Genomic DNA, 13,804 nt, shown 5'->3' with positions numbered 1-13,804 from the left:
TTAGTAGTAAACTTCTAAGCACTCCCTTTTATATAATTTTTATATAAATTTATCATTAATTATATATTATACATATTACATTTCAGTTCTTATAATAAAGATATCATTTTAAAAGGAGGATACTACAATGGAATTTAGCAAACTAGGAAACAGTGGATTAACAGTAAGTAAGATTGCATATGGGAACTGGATTAACCATGGTGGAAAAGTAAACGAAGATACTGCAAATGATTGTGTGAAAGCCGCACTAGATGTCGGAATTACTACGTTCGATACTGCTGATGTTTATTCGGACACTATAGCCGAAAAAGTACTTGGCCGGTCTTTGAAAGGTATACGCCGAGAAAGCATAGAACTATGTACAAAAGTATGCCATCCGACAGGACCTGGAAAAAATGATCGTGGATTATCGAGAAAACATATTATAGAAAATTGCAATGCATCGTTACAGCGGTTGCAGACAGACTACATTGATGTCTATTATGCACATAGATTTGACTCAACAACTCCCCTTGAGGAAACGATGTTAGCTTTTGCTGATCTTGTAAGACAAGGTAAAGTCCTTTACTTAGGCGTAAGTGAATGGACATCAGAACAAATTACCCGCGGTGCAGCACTTGCACGAGAATTGAACATTCCACTTATCGCTAGCCAACCTCAATATTCGATGTTGTGGCGTGTTATTGAAACTGATGTAATACCAACATGTCAACGTGAGGGGCTTGGTCAAGTTGTTTGGTCTCCCCTTGCACAAGGTATTCTCTCAGGAAAATATCAACCTGGTAAACCCTTGCCGACTCAATCACGTGCTAATTCAGATGCTGGTAAACCATTTTTCCACAAACTCGTGCAACGTTGGATGAGTGATGATGTACTCACTGCAATTCAGAAACTCAATCCCATCGCGCAAGAAACTAATCTTACCCTACCACAACTCGCAGTTGCTTGGGTACTACAAAATCCAGCTGTTTCCTCTGCAATTATTGGCGCTTCAAATCCGGAGCAAATAAGAGAAAACGTAATTGCTTCTAGTGTTAAATTGCAACCTGAAATTATGGATCAGATTGATAATATACTACAAGGTTTCGCTGAGTACGATCCGAGTAAAACAGGTTGAATCTTCAGTGACTTTAAAATAAAAATAGAAGTTTCCCTTTCCAAATTTCCACTGCCCATCCTATCAAGATGGGCTTTTACTTTTCAAATTCAAATTGTGAAGTCGCATAAACCTCTCTAACAACTGTTAAGAAGTTCTCTAACACGACAGACTTTTCATCTTGTCTCCATCCAACATATAAATTTATTTTCGGTGTATTTTCTTGAATGTCTTTATACATGACACCCGATTTTTTATAGCTTTCCACCGATGATGGAACGACAGAAATCCCCATTCCTGCTGCAACTAAATTCACAATCGTTTGCATTTGGATCGCCTCTTGAACAATATTCAAACTTACTCCATGTTCCCAAAAGTAACTAATAATTAAATCATAAAAATTTGTACCGAAATGACGAGGAAATAAAATAAATGGTTCATCAACTAATGATTTGATTGAAATGTTACGTAACGAAACTAAAGGATGCTCTTCATGCAAAACTAATTTTAAACATTCCTCAGAACAAACTTCGGAAACTAATATTTCATTATTTTGCTTGGAACGAATAAATCCAATATGAATTTGTTTTTCATATAGCGCTTTTATTTGCTGGTCTGTTGTCATCTCGCGTAATATAAGCTGTATTCTAGGAAAACGTTCTCGAAATTTTTTTAATATGTCTATTACGGTTTCTGTAGAATCGACAAAACCGATTATTAAATGTCCTATCTTCCCTTCATCCGCAAGCTGTGTTTCTTTAATAGTTCTATCTACTTGAAGCAATGTTTGCCGCGCACCTTCTAAAAATATTTTTCCAGCATCCGTAAGTTCAACCATTCTTTTTGTTCGATGAAAAAGTTGAACTCCTAATTCTTCTTCTAATTTACGAATTTCTTGACTTAAAGGAGGTTGTGCCATCATAAGACGCTCTGCTGCACGACTAAAGTTTAATTCTTCTGCCACTGTTATGAAATATCTCATTTTACGAATATCCATTTCAATCCCCCTTATCAGTTACAACTAATAAAGTTTCTATTTTATTATTAAAAAGTGTTTATGTATCTAGTATTTCATTTATTCTTATCAGGTTCGTTTTGCTTCTCTTAGGTATATATTATTTCATTCTCTAATTTTATCAAGGGTACAAAACAAGGCTAAAAAACTTATCTCCAAAGTTCTTTAGCCTAGTTCACTTATTTACACATTAAAAAATATAATTCGTACAACGGTACCTTTACCAACCTCTGAATGGATTCCTACACTATGTCCTAATTGTTTCGTAATTTCATATACAAGATAGAGCCCCATTCCAGTTGATTCTTTAAAATCTCTACCGTTTTCTCCTGTAAAGAAAGGTTTGAATACTCTTGGTAAATCTTGCTTCGGTATCCCTACGCCACTATCGGTAATTTCAAGTACAACTGTATTACCTTCCTTACGTGCTTTCACTTTAATCTTTTCTCTACTACCTGATGAATATTTAATCGCATTCGATATTATTTGTCCAATTAAAAATTGTAACCACTTCGCATCACTTTCTACAGTAATACTCTTATCAATTTCAAGCTCTGGGTATACAAAATTCCGAATAAAAAAGCGTTTATGTTCATGCACGGAATCATTCACTATTTTATGTAGTTGTACTCTTTCTACATAAAAATCTTGTGTAAATGCTTCTAAACGTGCGACATACAGTGCCATCTCTAACCCTTTTTTTAACCTATCTGTTTCCTCATTAATACTTTCAAAACGTGAATCCACTTCATCTTGTGTAATTAATTCTATTACAGATAAAGGTGTTTTCATTTGATGAATCCACTGATTCATAAAGGTTAAATGATCATTATTTTTCCTCTCTTGTAACTGGAGCTGATTTTGATAATGTCGATATTGTACTTCGAGCAAATCTTGGAGAGCAGTAGATAAAACTGCAAAATCAGATTTTTGAACAGATTCATCCAAAGATTGCAACGGATTTGCTAAACGTTCATAAAAAGAACGATGTGTAAAATAACGAAATACTAAATAACTTACCATAAAAAAAGCACCTAAAAACATTGCATATAATACCGTTGAAATATGATTATGCCCATCAAACCAATAAACTAAGAATATGGCTAGTAGTTGGATCGCAGTAAAACAAATAAGTGGTATATGATCACGTATAAATAACCTTATCATTTTTCCATACCATTATCCCAAGTAATATGTAATCTATATCCAACACTACGAATTGTTTCAATTGCTCCTTCAATTTGTAACGTTTTTAACTTTTTACGCACACGTGTTGTATTTACACTTAATGTATTATCATCAACATAAGATTCACTATCCCATAATTTATTTAATAATACTTCCCTACTCACAACACGCGGATAGTTTTTCATTAACATCTCTAATAAAATGGCTTCGTTTCTCGTTATATCAATCTCTTGGTTCCTAAGTTTTAATACAAGTCTTTCGGGATATAAACTAAGACCTTGTTGCTCAATCATTCGTTCTTCTAGTTTCGGTGCATAGTCTCCATAAGCACGTCTTAAATGACTACGAATTTTCGCCATTACAACTTCATAATGAAACGGCTTCGGAATAAAATCATCGCCACCATTTTCTAACGCCATAACTTGATCCATCGTACCTTCACGGGCCGAAATAAATAAAATCGGACATGTGGAAACCCCGCGAATTTGACGACACCAATAGTAACCATCAAAACTTGGTAAATTAATATCTAATAAAACTAACTCCGGTTGTTCTTCTAAAAATATGTCTAACACATTTTGAAAATCCGTTACAATAATTCCTTGGTAACCGTATTTCGCAACATATGTTGATAATAGCTCCGCAATTTTTATATCATCTTCAACAATCATAATTTTAACCATCTCTGAACTCCTTTTTGATCCACAATCTCAAATATACTTATATAAATACTACCTCTTTTCACAAAATCCGTAAAATAGAAAAGGATACTTTTATACAAAAGTATCCTTTTCTATTTTTCTTATTTAATATGAAATTCATTTAGAGAAAATCCTAACTTCTCCACATATTCCCTTCCTAGTTCCATCCGCGCCGTTTTTAGTGGATCCACAACTTGGCAAATTTTCAAATTACCTGCTGCTGATAATAAAAGAGTTGCATCAGCTTTAGACATTTCTAATTCTTCATGTAAAAATGTCACCATATTATGTACAGCACGATTCGCTGCATCATCTAACAATTTCTCGGAAGCAATCGTCATCATTTTTTCTTTTTGGATAGCCATCGGTAATGGCCATTTCTTTTCTTTTATAATTTGAACAGTTACAGTTACCTCACCAGCAACCTCTACTCCACTAACACCAATTTCACCATCACCCATCGCAGCGTGTAAATCGCCTAACGCTAATAGTGCCCCAGGGACATTGACTGGTAATAGTAATGTTGTTCCTTCTTTTATCTCTTTACAATCCATATTCCCGCCGTGATCATGCGGCGTACCACATGAAATACTGTCTTCTTTAGGGGCTGAGCCAATGACACCAATCATCGGATTAATTGGTATTTGTAGTTCATCCGAAAATATTACATGTTTATTTTGGATTGGAACAATTTTCACTGTATTTTCATTTAGCTCATTACCCATTACACCAAGGTTCGCTCCTGTAGTTAAAACACCCTGCTCGACAATTTTAATCTTTTCAATCGTTACTACTAAAATATCGCCAGGTTCTGCGCCTTTAATATATACAGGTCCAGTCGCTGGATTAATTCGATTCCAATCTAACTCTTGAAACTCAACATCTTTAGAATCAATTTGATTTTCAAAGCAATCATATGTTTCAAATACAAGACGGCTCCCAATTTCTACTTCAATACATGGATTATTTTCTGGTGACATTGCGTAAATGATATGTTCTTTATGAATACGATGCATAGTACCTCTCCTTTTTCGTTTTTATCTTCTATATAATAATTAGCTTTTATCTGCATAAGCTCCTTTTTAAAATTAGTAGTTATTTTCAAGAAAAATGCACTTAGCTCATTTTGAAACATACACTCTTTACTATAACAGGTAAAGAAAGGTGGTATTACAATGCCCCTTATTCCATACAACGAAAGTGACGTTGATTTACTAGCACGTTTAATCCGTGCTGAAGCTGAGGGCGAAGGACGACAAGGTGAACAACTTGTTGGATGTGTTGTAGTAAACCGTGTATTTTGTGATTGCTTAGATTTCAAACAACTTCGATCTGTGCGTGATGCAGTATATCAAAGCCCTGGCGGATTCGAAGCAGTTCAATACGGTTACTTTTATCAACGTGCCCGTGAATCAGAAAAAGAAATCGCAAGAAAAGTTTTACAAGGTGAATGGCGCTGGCCAGCACGATGGGCTCTTTGGTATTTCCGTCCAGTTGGAGCTTGTCCACCCGAATGGTATAATCAGCCGTTTGCAGGGCAATTTAAAAGCCATTGCTTTTACGAACCAAGTGGTGATGAATGTCCAAAAATGTATTCACGATAGCAAAAATTATAGTATATACGAGTGGTGACTATTTTCATCTCATATAGTCACCACTCGTATATTTATGTAAATATCATTCCATCGTAATTACAATTTTCCCTCTAACATGCTGACTTTCACTTAAAATATGAGCTTCTCTAATTCCTTCTTCATTAAACGGAACAACCTTACTGATGATAGGTTTAATTTTTCCATGCTCAATCAAAACAGATAATTCGTCCAATTGCTTCCCGCTTGGTTTCAACCATAAAAACCCTGATTTTATGGCCTTTACTTCATGACGTGGTTCATGAACGATAGAAACTAGAACACCACCAGATTTAATAATTTGAAAACTTTTTTCTTGTACTTCTCCGCCGATTGTATCTAACACAATATCATAATCTGATAGTAGCTCTTCAAATTTATCTTTTTTATAATCAATAACAAGGTCAGCACCTAAAGACTTTAAAAACTCTTCATTTTTACTACTTGCAGTTGTTGCGACAAAAGCCCCAGATGATTTTGCGATTTGAATTGCAAAACTCCCTACTCCGCCCGCTCCAGCATGAATTAATACTCGGTCATTTTCTTTTATTTGTGCATAATCGACAAGACTTTGCCAAGCTGTAAGTCCTGCAAGAGGTATAGATGCTGCTTCTTCAAAATTAAGATTATTAGGCATTTGCGCTACTAAATTTGATTTCACTGTAATGTATTCAGAATAAGAACCTTTCCCTGTATTTTCAGGTTTCGTAAACACTTTATCTCCTATTTTAAAATGATTCACATCTTCTCCAACTTCTTCAACTATTCCAGCAACATCTAATCCTAATGTAATTGGAAATGAAAATCGCAACTTTTCTTGTAAGTCTCCCTTTCTTATTTTCCAATCAACAGGATTGACAGATGTTGCGTGTATACGTATTAATACTTCATTACATTTAACAACTGGTTTAGGAACTTGTCTTTCTTGTAATGCTTCAACACTACCATATTGATTAATAACAATTGCTTTCATTTCCTCTCCTCCTTGTTGTTTATTGTAATAACAAACAATTATTTTTCAAAATTTTCCGCCTTGGATGACAATAAATATGTTAGGAGGTGATATTTATGCTACTCTACTAATTAAGCATCATGAGTGCAAAAAACATTTATTTCACTTAAATACAATCTAATTTACGCCTAAGAAACACCCAAAGTTATATTTCTCTTTATTTATTAATGACCTTTAAATGAAACGGAGAGTGTGCTATGAGTGAACAAGTTTTCAAAGTAAACGGTATCGATATATGTACAGAAAGCTTTGGCAATCCTAATAACCCAGCAATATTATTAATTATGGGAGCTACGTGTTCAATGGTTTATTGGGATGAAGAATTTTGTGAAAGGTTAGCTAGCACAGGAAGATTTGTCATTCGCTATGATAACCGTGATGTTGGTCGCTCTATTACATATGAGCCTGGGACTTCCAATTACACTGTAGCAGACATGGCTGAGGATGCAATCGGAGTACTCGATGCGTATCATATTGACAAGGCACACCTTTTGGGCATGTCATTAGGAGGTATGATTGCTCAAATTGCTGCAGTAAAACACCCAGAAAGAATTTTGACCTTAACATTACTAGCAACAAGCGTTATTGGATCTGATAACAATACTCGTGATTTGCCTCCAATGGATGAAAGAATTTTGACACATCATGCTAATGGTGCAAATTTAGATTGGACAAATAAAGATGTTATAGCGAAATATTTAATTACAGGATCACGTCTACTCTGTGGATCAAAGCGTATATTTGATGAAGCAAGAACTTTAAAACAAGTAAAGCAAGAAATAGAACGTGCTAACAATCTATTAAGTATGTTTAATCACGCCCTCCTTACAGGTGATGATTCTTATGAAGGTATACTAAAGTCGTTACTAGTACCTACTTTAGTAATTCATGGTACGGACGATACAGCTCTTCCACTTGAACATGGACTCGCACTTATTGATGAAATTCCGAACTCAAAGCTATTATCCCTTGAAGGTACAGGGCACGAGATTCATCCCGATGACTGGGATAAAATTATTAAAGCAGTTTCAGAACATATATCCTGTATAAGATAAGAACAACTATTAGAAGGGGCACAAATTGTTTTGCCCCTTCTATTTATCCCGCTATTTGTGGGCAGTAAAACTCCCACCTCAAAATTCAGCTGAAGCAAAGAAATTAGACGGGAGATAAACTGCCCGTAAACGCCCGATTGGTGAAGGCTAATAATCAGTGGGGGATGAACAAAACCCCCACTGATTATAGTTTCACTTTATAAAGATTACGATACAATATCAAAAACCCATCACTGCATTCGTATGTATAGTGATGGGCTCTACCTATATTTTTCTATGCTTAAAAAAATGGACAATCTAACTGGTCAACAGATTCCCACGATTTTTTTTTTACATTTTCGGTGGATTTACTATTTTCTAGTGGTACGTGTTTAAATGGATTCATTTCAACTTTTAATAGAGATGATGGTTCTATATATAAAGAAAAAACATGGCTACTTGGCAAGGTTTTTGATACATCAATATCTCCTACTTGTTTAAATAATTGCTGGGCCGCAAAGAAAAAGAAATTAGTTGGATTAGATTGTTTATTAAGCCAAGCAATCATTTCAGGCGATACTGATTTATTAATGTTAATTTTCACTCGATCACCACGTTTATATCGCCTAGATCGCATACTTCCACCAACTAACTTATCGTTAAGTTTGTAAACCCTAACTCTTTTTGCTTATGCTCTCTATATTTTGGCGAGCATGTATATACTAATAACCCACGAGCATTGGTGAATAACGGGTTATCTACAAAGATCACATTTTTCAAGCGTCCTTTTTGTTTCAAAATCATTTTTAAGCTATTTTTAATAATAACTGCGCCCCCACCATAAATAAATACATATGGATCGTCTTTCATATCATCAATTTTGTTAATAATATCCGTTGCGACACGTGCTGCTAAACCTAAAAATGCTGGCTGCGATTCCTCAACTAACAATGCATTTCTTGGGTGCTTTTCATTTAAATAAATTTGGTTAAATTCTGTAATGCTATCAATTGTTTTCGTAGGATATTTCCGATTCCATCTCGTAATAATTTGTAGTAACGTTTCTTTTACACCGTACGATAATCCTTTACTTAATTGCGGACGGAAATTTACCCCTAATGAAACAACTTCTTCCGTTGTCCCCGCGCCAATATCAAAAGACAATAAAGTTTTATCTACAAAATCAATTTCTGAAACTTGATTTTGTTCACATTCTATTTTATGTTTCACAACATTTCCTTCCTCATCATATACAATCCCCCACGTCCCAGAAGCGCCTTCAGGTAGACATTTACAAAACTCAATAGAAACATTAATCGTAACATCGCGTCCATTTGGATAATGGAATATGACCTTGTGATTACCCATATACCGTTTCGCATTTTCAGCAGCAATTTCCTGTGTAATAAGTTGCATTGGAAGAGCAACAGATAAATCATAACGAATATTAATATGACTTGAAGTAGGGCTTTGACGCATAGCACTTATCGCTAAACCTGAAAGGATTGTAATGACCATTAACTCATCAGTAGATTTATTTGATTTTTTCTCCACTTCAGTACCTTTTAATTGATCTTGAATCACTTTTTCTCCAACGATGTATCGTACATTATTTAACATTAGCGATGGAGAACTAATGGTCACATCAATGTGATTCTCTAATTCTGACGATGAAACTTCACCCTCATCTAACAACCCCGTAGACTCACCTATATATAAGGAATAAATACTCGGAATAAAAATAGGTTCCTGCCCTTTCACCATTAACTTCAAACCATTATTTCCTGCATCTGCACCAGCTTTTAAAAGAATAGACATAACTACCCCCTAAATTAATCTGACATCCCTTCCAAATATATGCGAGCCCATTCTTTTACATTCAAATGTAATGTAATTTTTTCTTCATCCTTTAAACAAAACATCATAAACATTCACTTCATATGTAAAAAATATTTGACATAAAACTTTTCCAATTTTATACTATGGATGTAAAGAGTTTTTTACAAAAGTGGAGGTGCAATTATATATTGAATACTAAAAAAATTATTTTTGTAATCATAACTTTATCTTTAATCGCTATACTTGTACATGGCACATACAAATACATAACTGAAGGTTCAATTTTGGGCGGGACTATTTTCGCTGCCTCTTTAATACTTAGTAATTTAATAAATCATATTACATGGGGAAATCCAAACGGAGTATCGGAAGAAAGTCAAGATGAGATGGGACAACAAATTACCTATAAAAGCTTTAAAATTTCTTATTTTGTACTTATGTGTGTGATGTTTCTTATTTTAATATTTTCTGAAGGATTTTCATCCCTATTACTCGATGAAATAAAGAACCTACCTCTGTTTATCGCACTTTGTTCTTCATTTTTTATTTATCCTATCGTTGAACTCATTGTCGCAAAACAATATAAATAAAAAAAGTGGTTTTCTAAATGCAGAAAACCACTTTTTTATGTTTAAATACCTTCTGCTATTGCTTTCAGCTTATTCACAGTCCGCCAGTTCCTTACTGTAGCTGGCGTATGTAATTTTTGAAACTGGTTCATTAGTTTAGAATTCCGAATGCTTTTTTTGAAAAATAAATACACTACTCTTCCTTCGATATGGCAATCTTCTATGTCACTTTTGTACATAAGTAACCGCTTACTGTCTTCTTCAGAAAGTGGATTAGCTAAAAAGGCCACATGTACACTTTCTCCTTCTAATAACGAATGGGTCTCGTAAGGACACTTTTTAATAATATTAATAAATTCATCATTTGCTCGTAACATGACTGGAACATTGAAATCAAAAACGTTCTTAATTTCACATTCAATTCGTTCCTTTAAAAAGCTTATCTCTTCTTCTGACTCAAACACTACATTTCCACTTTGAATATATGTTTTCACTCTTTTTAACCCTATTGATTCAAACATTATTTTCAAATCTGCCATTTTGATTACTTTATGTCCACCTACATTAATTCCCCGTAGTAGTGCAATATAAATTGTCATATGCTTACCCCTCACGTATTTACATGCTTAACAAGCGAATTGTTTTGCACCTTCATGTTTCTCGAATACTTACTTTAATACATCTAACATATCATGTACGGAAAATATCTCAAATTAAAAAACTTACTACATGATTTTTTTAAAGAGTAAGCTTTGTTATCTCATTATCTCGTTATAGGTAAATGTAATATGAATTGTTGTCCAATTGGTCCCATTCTTCTAAACCCTTTATCTTGAAATCCAACTTTCTCATATAACTTTTGTGCCGGAATATTTTTTTCATTTACAGCAAGAATCACTTCATTTTTTACTGGATAATAATATTTTACAAAGTCTTGTAATAACGCCAATGATTTTTTAGCATATCCTTTATTTTGTTTATTATGATTAATAGAAAAAGAAGTTAAAAGTATAGCATCCTTATTTTCTGTAAACTCCTGTACTCTGTCACCTGTTTGTAATATAAATACACCGACAGGTACTCCGTTATAGTCTAAAATAACAACTACATTTTTCGTTCGATCATTTTTCGCTTTCTCCAGTAATTCACCTGGATTCGCCGTAAATTGAACTTGTTCACTTGGTAAAGTAAATGATTGTATTATCTCTTTATATTGCTCCTTATACGGCACTAATTGTATTTCTCCTGTATGTATGTTCATGCTTAACTCTCCCATTCCTTCAAGTTATTAACTTAAACCTTGCTGTGTTTTAGAATGCACTTTTCCATCCAAAAATGTTATTTTAGCAAATGATTTTGGATCGTTTCCTTTCCAAGCAAAAATTTGCTTAATTCGTGTAGAATGTTCTTCCCCTTCTTCTATGAGTAAATCCCCTTCAAAACCGATTAAATCTTTCACTTCTAAATAAGTCATTCCTTCATTAATATTTGAGAAATGATTTATATTAATGGTCTCTTGCTTTTTATTTTCCGTTATAGTAGAAGACATAGCTGTTTTCTTCTTCACTTCTTTCTTCTGGTCACACGCTGTCATACTAAAACCTATGCATAAACTACCTAATATGAGTGCGCTTTTTTTCATCATAACGGCTGTCCCTCCCCTCATTATTAAACCATATATTCCCTTAAAAATAAACTGAATATTTAATCTTGAAGAAAAACCCCGTACAATTTAGTACGGGGTTTTCACTATTTTTTCAAATGGTTATTTGACTGATCTTCTTGTTCTTTTCGTAGTTCTTGTTCTTCATCTTTTGGTAATTGTTTATCATTATCTTTAATCGGATTCGTTTCTCTATTTTCAATCATATCATTTGGAACTTGCGGCATTACTCGGCCAACAATTGCTGCTAATTCATCAAGTATGCCTTCACCAGTTTTACCTTTTTTAATTTGCTTGCCTATTTGTTTTAGTCTTTCATACGTATCAACATCTGCTACAACGACTGCATTTGCACCGTTCGGGTCATTCTTTAAACTTTCTGCAACAGAATACTTAATTGACTCAACGCGAGTTCGATCAAGTTTCGCTTTCACATCAATACCTACAACAGCATACTTCCCAACTACTACTGCTGTCGCATCGTTTACACCAGGTATACTTGCAGCTAAAGATGCCAGATGATCAGCTGCTTTTTCATTTGGCTTATTTGATTTATTTGTATACGTAACATTTTTCATCGAGACATTTTTTTGTTCTGGCTTTTCATTAGGATTGTCTTTTTTTCCAATGCTACATCCAGTAATAACGAAACAAAGCATTAACATATATATAATGATTTTCATTATTTTCACCACTTTATCATTGATGTTTAATCATAAATTTTCTCAACAGCTTGCATCTTCTTCACTTTTTCTTCTGCACCGCTATTTGCGTTAATGAAAATTTGGTACGTATCTTTCCCTAAAGTACCAATATATTCATAACAAAGTACTTCATTATGCAAGTCATTTACTACTACAGCTTTACGTTCTTCCATAACTTTTACATCGGGGTTAATTTTCTTTCTCGCCTCAGCAGCGGTTAGCTTCGCACTCGGAATCGTTCGTTTTTGATGTGATGCTAAATATTCCTTTGCGGAAAAACCAACAATCGACCCATCATCTAAAGCAATTTTCATTTGGATTGCTTCTGGATAAATACGCACTCCATTTTCATTTACAACGTACGTAAACACACCGATATTATCATATTGAGAACTATCAAACAGCTCCATATTTGTAAACTTGTGATCCTTTAAAAATGTTAATCCTTTACTTCCTGCATCATTTAAACTGATTTTTTGCTCTTTAATTTCTCGGTTGTTCATTACCCAAATTGGATATCCACCTTTTCCGGTAATATCCATATAATACTCATTGTTCGTTGCTGGATCTTGAATTTTCACACTGTAGAATGATTCTTTTGCACCTTTTCCACTTTTCTCAACTTCTACTTTTTCATTCCCTTTTAAGTTTAAAAATGATTTCGCGATTTTTTCCGCTTCCGCTTTCGAAATCGCCTTTCCTTTTGCTTCAAATCCGCCTTTTTTATTCTTTTGTGCACTTGTAAAAGTCGGTCCAAAGTTTGTGGACGAGTATGATGTTACATTCTTTTCTACCGTCTTTAATCCATCGATAATTGTGTTATCTGCTGGATCTTGGTTTGACGCAAGAGCCATTTCTACATCCATCCAGCGAAGATTATTTTTCAATACAAGATGCTGCACTTTTCTCAGTTCATCTTGTATATTTGCTGCATTTGAATATAAACCTTGTAACGTTTTATATTCTTGATCATTTAACGGATCTTTTTCTAAATCACGAACCGCTGCACGATAACTAAAATCACCGATATTCGCAAGGAACTCTTCCGTTTTATTAAATGGCATTAATGTTAAAGGTAATTGTCCTACATCAGAACGAGCCTCTGATGTTAAACGCCATACATCTACTAAAGCTGGCGATAATGAGGAACGTGAATTCATCGCCAGTGTTGTTCCAATTTTATCGTGTAATAAATCAACTTCATATGCTAAATCATGAAACGCACGCTGATAACTATTTTCCGCTCGAATTAATACTGCATTTTTCTCTTGATGCTCTTTATAGCCCCAATACCCTGTTCCGACTACACCTACTGTTAACAATACGATGATAATACCTCGTAACATGTTTCC

The 13,804-nt window shown here is 34.2% G+C and carries 16 protein-coding genes; 4 read left to right on the top strand and 12 right to left on the bottom strand.

From position 1 onward, the window contains the following. Nucleotides 1-127: 127 nt before the first annotated feature. Nucleotides 128-1,117 (top strand): aldo/keto reductase family protein, encoded by a 990-nt coding sequence (locus MHH66_RS13015; RefSeq protein WP_063219083.1) that lies wholly within the window; start codon nucleotides 128-130, stop codon nucleotides 1,115-1,117. A gap of 76 nt (nucleotides 1,118-1,193) precedes the next feature. Here MHH66_RS13015 and MHH66_RS13010 read toward each other — a convergent pair whose 3' ends face one another. The 4 genes from MHH66_RS13010 to MHH66_RS12995 form a co-directional block, all read right to left on the bottom strand. Next, nucleotides 1,194-2,093 (bottom strand): LysR substrate-binding domain-containing protein, encoded by a 900-nt coding sequence (locus tag MHH66_RS13010; protein ID WP_002168251.1) that lies wholly within the window; start codon nucleotides 2,091-2,093, stop codon nucleotides 1,194-1,196. Nucleotides 2,094-2,294: 201 nt separating this feature from the next. Further along, nucleotides 2,295-3,278 carry a sensor histidine kinase gene (locus MHH66_RS13005; RefSeq protein ID WP_078185608.1) on the bottom strand — a complete coding sequence of 328 codons (984 nt, stop codon included), beginning with the start codon at nucleotides 3,276-3,278 and terminating at the stop codon, nucleotides 2,295-2,297. Further along, nucleotides 3,275-3,982: a response regulator transcription factor gene (locus MHH66_RS13000; protein WP_002032499.1), complete on the bottom strand. Its 708-nt coding sequence runs from the start codon at nucleotides 3,980-3,982 to the stop codon at nucleotides 3,275-3,277. The genes MHH66_RS13005 and MHH66_RS13000 overlap by 4 nt, the downstream gene beginning before the upstream one ends. Nucleotides 3,983-4,101: 119 nt before the next feature. Continuing rightward, nucleotides 4,102-5,016, bottom strand: a complete 915-nt coding sequence (locus MHH66_RS12995) for an acetamidase/formamidase family protein (RefSeq protein WP_063219085.1) — start codon at nucleotides 5,014-5,016, stop codon at nucleotides 4,102-4,104. A 159-nt stretch (nucleotides 5,017-5,175) separates the two neighbouring features. Here MHH66_RS12995 and MHH66_RS12990 point away from each other — a divergent pair, with 159 nt between their 5' ends. Then, nucleotides 5,176-5,604, top strand: a complete 429-nt coding sequence (locus MHH66_RS12990; RefSeq protein ID WP_002013108.1) for a cell wall hydrolase — start codon at nucleotides 5,176-5,178, stop codon at nucleotides 5,602-5,604. 73 nt (nucleotides 5,605-5,677) lie between these two features. Here MHH66_RS12990 and MHH66_RS12985 read toward each other — a convergent pair whose 3' ends face one another. Continuing rightward, nucleotides 5,678-6,604, bottom strand: coding sequence for an NADP-dependent oxidoreductase (locus MHH66_RS12985; protein WP_063219086.1), 927 nt, complete (start codon nucleotides 6,602-6,604; stop codon nucleotides 5,678-5,680). 236 nt (nucleotides 6,605-6,840) lie between these two features. On the opposite strand from MHH66_RS12985, the gene MHH66_RS12980 reads away from it, so the two are divergent. After that, entirely contained in the window at nucleotides 6,841-7,698 is an 858-nt protein-coding gene (locus MHH66_RS12980) for an alpha/beta fold hydrolase (RefSeq protein WP_078185609.1), read from the top strand. 280 nt (nucleotides 7,699-7,978) lie between these two features. On the opposite strand, the gene MHH66_RS12975 is transcribed toward MHH66_RS12980, so the two are convergent. Together MHH66_RS12975 and MHH66_RS12970 are read right to left on the bottom strand one after the other, a co-directional pair. Further along, nucleotides 7,979-8,314: a hypothetical protein gene (locus MHH66_RS12975; protein WP_002085171.1), complete on the bottom strand. Its 336-nt coding sequence runs from the start codon at nucleotides 8,312-8,314 to the stop codon at nucleotides 7,979-7,981. 11 nt (nucleotides 8,315-8,325) lie between these two features. Then, entirely contained in the window at nucleotides 8,326-9,495 is a 1,170-nt protein-coding gene (locus tag MHH66_RS12970) for a ParM/StbA family protein (protein ID WP_002013097.1), read from the bottom strand. 209 nt (nucleotides 9,496-9,704) lie between these two features. Between MHH66_RS12970 and MHH66_RS12965 the strand changes: the two genes are divergently transcribed. After that, nucleotides 9,705-10,106 carry a hypothetical protein gene (locus tag MHH66_RS12965; protein ID WP_078185610.1) on the top strand — a complete coding sequence of 134 codons (402 nt, stop codon included), beginning with the start codon at nucleotides 9,705-9,707 and terminating at the stop codon, nucleotides 10,104-10,106. 41 nt (nucleotides 10,107-10,147) lie between these two features. Here MHH66_RS12965 and MHH66_RS12960 read toward each other — a convergent pair whose 3' ends face one another. The 5 genes from MHH66_RS12960 to ypeB all read right to left on the bottom strand — a co-directional run bounded on the left by MHH66_RS12960 (nucleotide 10,148) and on the right by ypeB (nucleotide 13,798). Next, the gene (locus tag MHH66_RS12960) at nucleotides 10,148-10,684 is read right to left on the bottom strand and encodes a DUF1697 domain-containing protein (protein WP_002013095.1); all 537 of its coding nucleotides are present in this window, start codon (nucleotides 10,682-10,684) and stop codon (nucleotides 10,148-10,150) included. A 164-nt stretch (nucleotides 10,685-10,848) separates the two neighbouring features. Then, nucleotides 10,849-11,346 (bottom strand): GNAT family N-acetyltransferase, encoded by a 498-nt coding sequence (locus tag MHH66_RS12955; protein WP_002013093.1) that lies wholly within the window; start codon nucleotides 11,344-11,346, stop codon nucleotides 10,849-10,851. A gap of 27 nt (nucleotides 11,347-11,373) precedes the next feature. After that, nucleotides 11,374-11,730: a hypothetical protein gene (locus MHH66_RS12950; protein ID WP_002127693.1), complete on the bottom strand. Its 357-nt coding sequence runs from the start codon at nucleotides 11,728-11,730 to the stop codon at nucleotides 11,374-11,376. A 104-nt stretch (nucleotides 11,731-11,834) separates the two neighbouring features. Then, nucleotides 11,835-12,431, bottom strand: a complete 597-nt coding sequence (locus MHH66_RS12945; protein WP_002085166.1) for a YhcN/YlaJ family sporulation lipoprotein — start codon at nucleotides 12,429-12,431, stop codon at nucleotides 11,835-11,837. A gap of 26 nt (nucleotides 12,432-12,457) precedes the next feature. Further along, nucleotides 12,458-13,798 carry a germination protein YpeB gene (gene ypeB, locus MHH66_RS12940; protein ID WP_002032722.1) on the bottom strand — a complete coding sequence of 447 codons (1,341 nt, stop codon included), beginning with the start codon at nucleotides 13,796-13,798 and terminating at the stop codon, nucleotides 12,458-12,460. Nucleotides 13,799-13,804: the final 6 nt, after the last annotated feature.

The organism is Bacillus sp. FSL H8-0492 (assembly GCF_038006145.1).
GTDB lineage: Bacteria > Bacillota > Bacilli > Bacillales > Bacillaceae_G > Bacillus_A > Bacillus_A mycoides.
Note: the sequence above shows the minus strand (reverse complement) of the source record. Positions and strands in the feature narration are given on the sequence as shown.

Coding starts and splice junctions, on each gene's coding strand:
- MHH66_RS13000 (WP_002032499.1), bottom strand. CDS start 3,982: ATGGTTAAAATTATGATTGTTGAAGATGATATAAAAATTGCGGAGCTA.
- MHH66_RS12960 (WP_002013095.1), bottom strand. CDS start 10,684: ATGACAATTTATATTGCACTACTACGGGGAATTAATGTAGGTGGACAT.
- MHH66_RS12995 (WP_063219085.1), bottom strand. CDS start 5,016: ATGCATCGTATTCATAAAGAACATATCATTTACGCAATGTCACCAGAA.
- MHH66_RS13005 (WP_078185608.1), bottom strand. CDS start 3,278: ATGATAAGGTTATTTATACGTGATCATATACCACTTATTTGTTTTACT.
- MHH66_RS12980 (WP_078185609.1), top strand. CDS start 6,841: ATGAGTGAACAAGTTTTCAAAGTAAACGGTATCGATATATGTACAGAA.
- MHH66_RS13015 (WP_063219083.1), top strand. CDS start 128: ATGGAATTTAGCAAACTAGGAAACAGTGGATTAACAGTAAGTAAGATT.
- MHH66_RS12985 (WP_063219086.1), bottom strand. CDS start 6,604: ATGAAAGCAATTGTTATTAATCAATATGGTAGTGTTGAAGCATTACAA.
- MHH66_RS12975 (WP_002085171.1), bottom strand. CDS start 8,314: ATGCGATCTAGGCGATATAAACGTGGTGATCGAGTGAAAATTAACATT.
- MHH66_RS12950 (WP_002127693.1), bottom strand. CDS start 11,730: ATGATGAAAAAAAGCGCACTCATATTAGGTAGTTTATGCATAGGTTTT.
- MHH66_RS12990 (WP_002013108.1), top strand. CDS start 5,176: ATGCCCCTTATTCCATACAACGAAAGTGACGTTGATTTACTAGCACGT.
- MHH66_RS12945 (WP_002085166.1), bottom strand. CDS start 12,431: ATGAAAATCATTATATATATGTTAATGCTTTGTTTCGTTATTACTGGA.
- MHH66_RS13010 (WP_002168251.1), bottom strand. CDS start 2,093: ATGGATATTCGTAAAATGAGATATTTCATAACAGTGGCAGAAGAATTA.
- MHH66_RS12970 (WP_002013097.1), bottom strand. CDS start 9,495: ATGTCTATTCTTTTAAAAGCTGGTGCAGATGCAGGAAATAATGGTTTG.
- ypeB (WP_002032722.1), bottom strand. CDS start 13,798: ATGTTACGAGGTATTATCATCGTATTGTTAACAGTAGGTGTAGTCGGA.
- MHH66_RS12955 (WP_002013093.1), bottom strand. CDS start 11,346: ATGAACATACATACAGGAGAAATACAATTAGTGCCGTATAAGGAGCAA.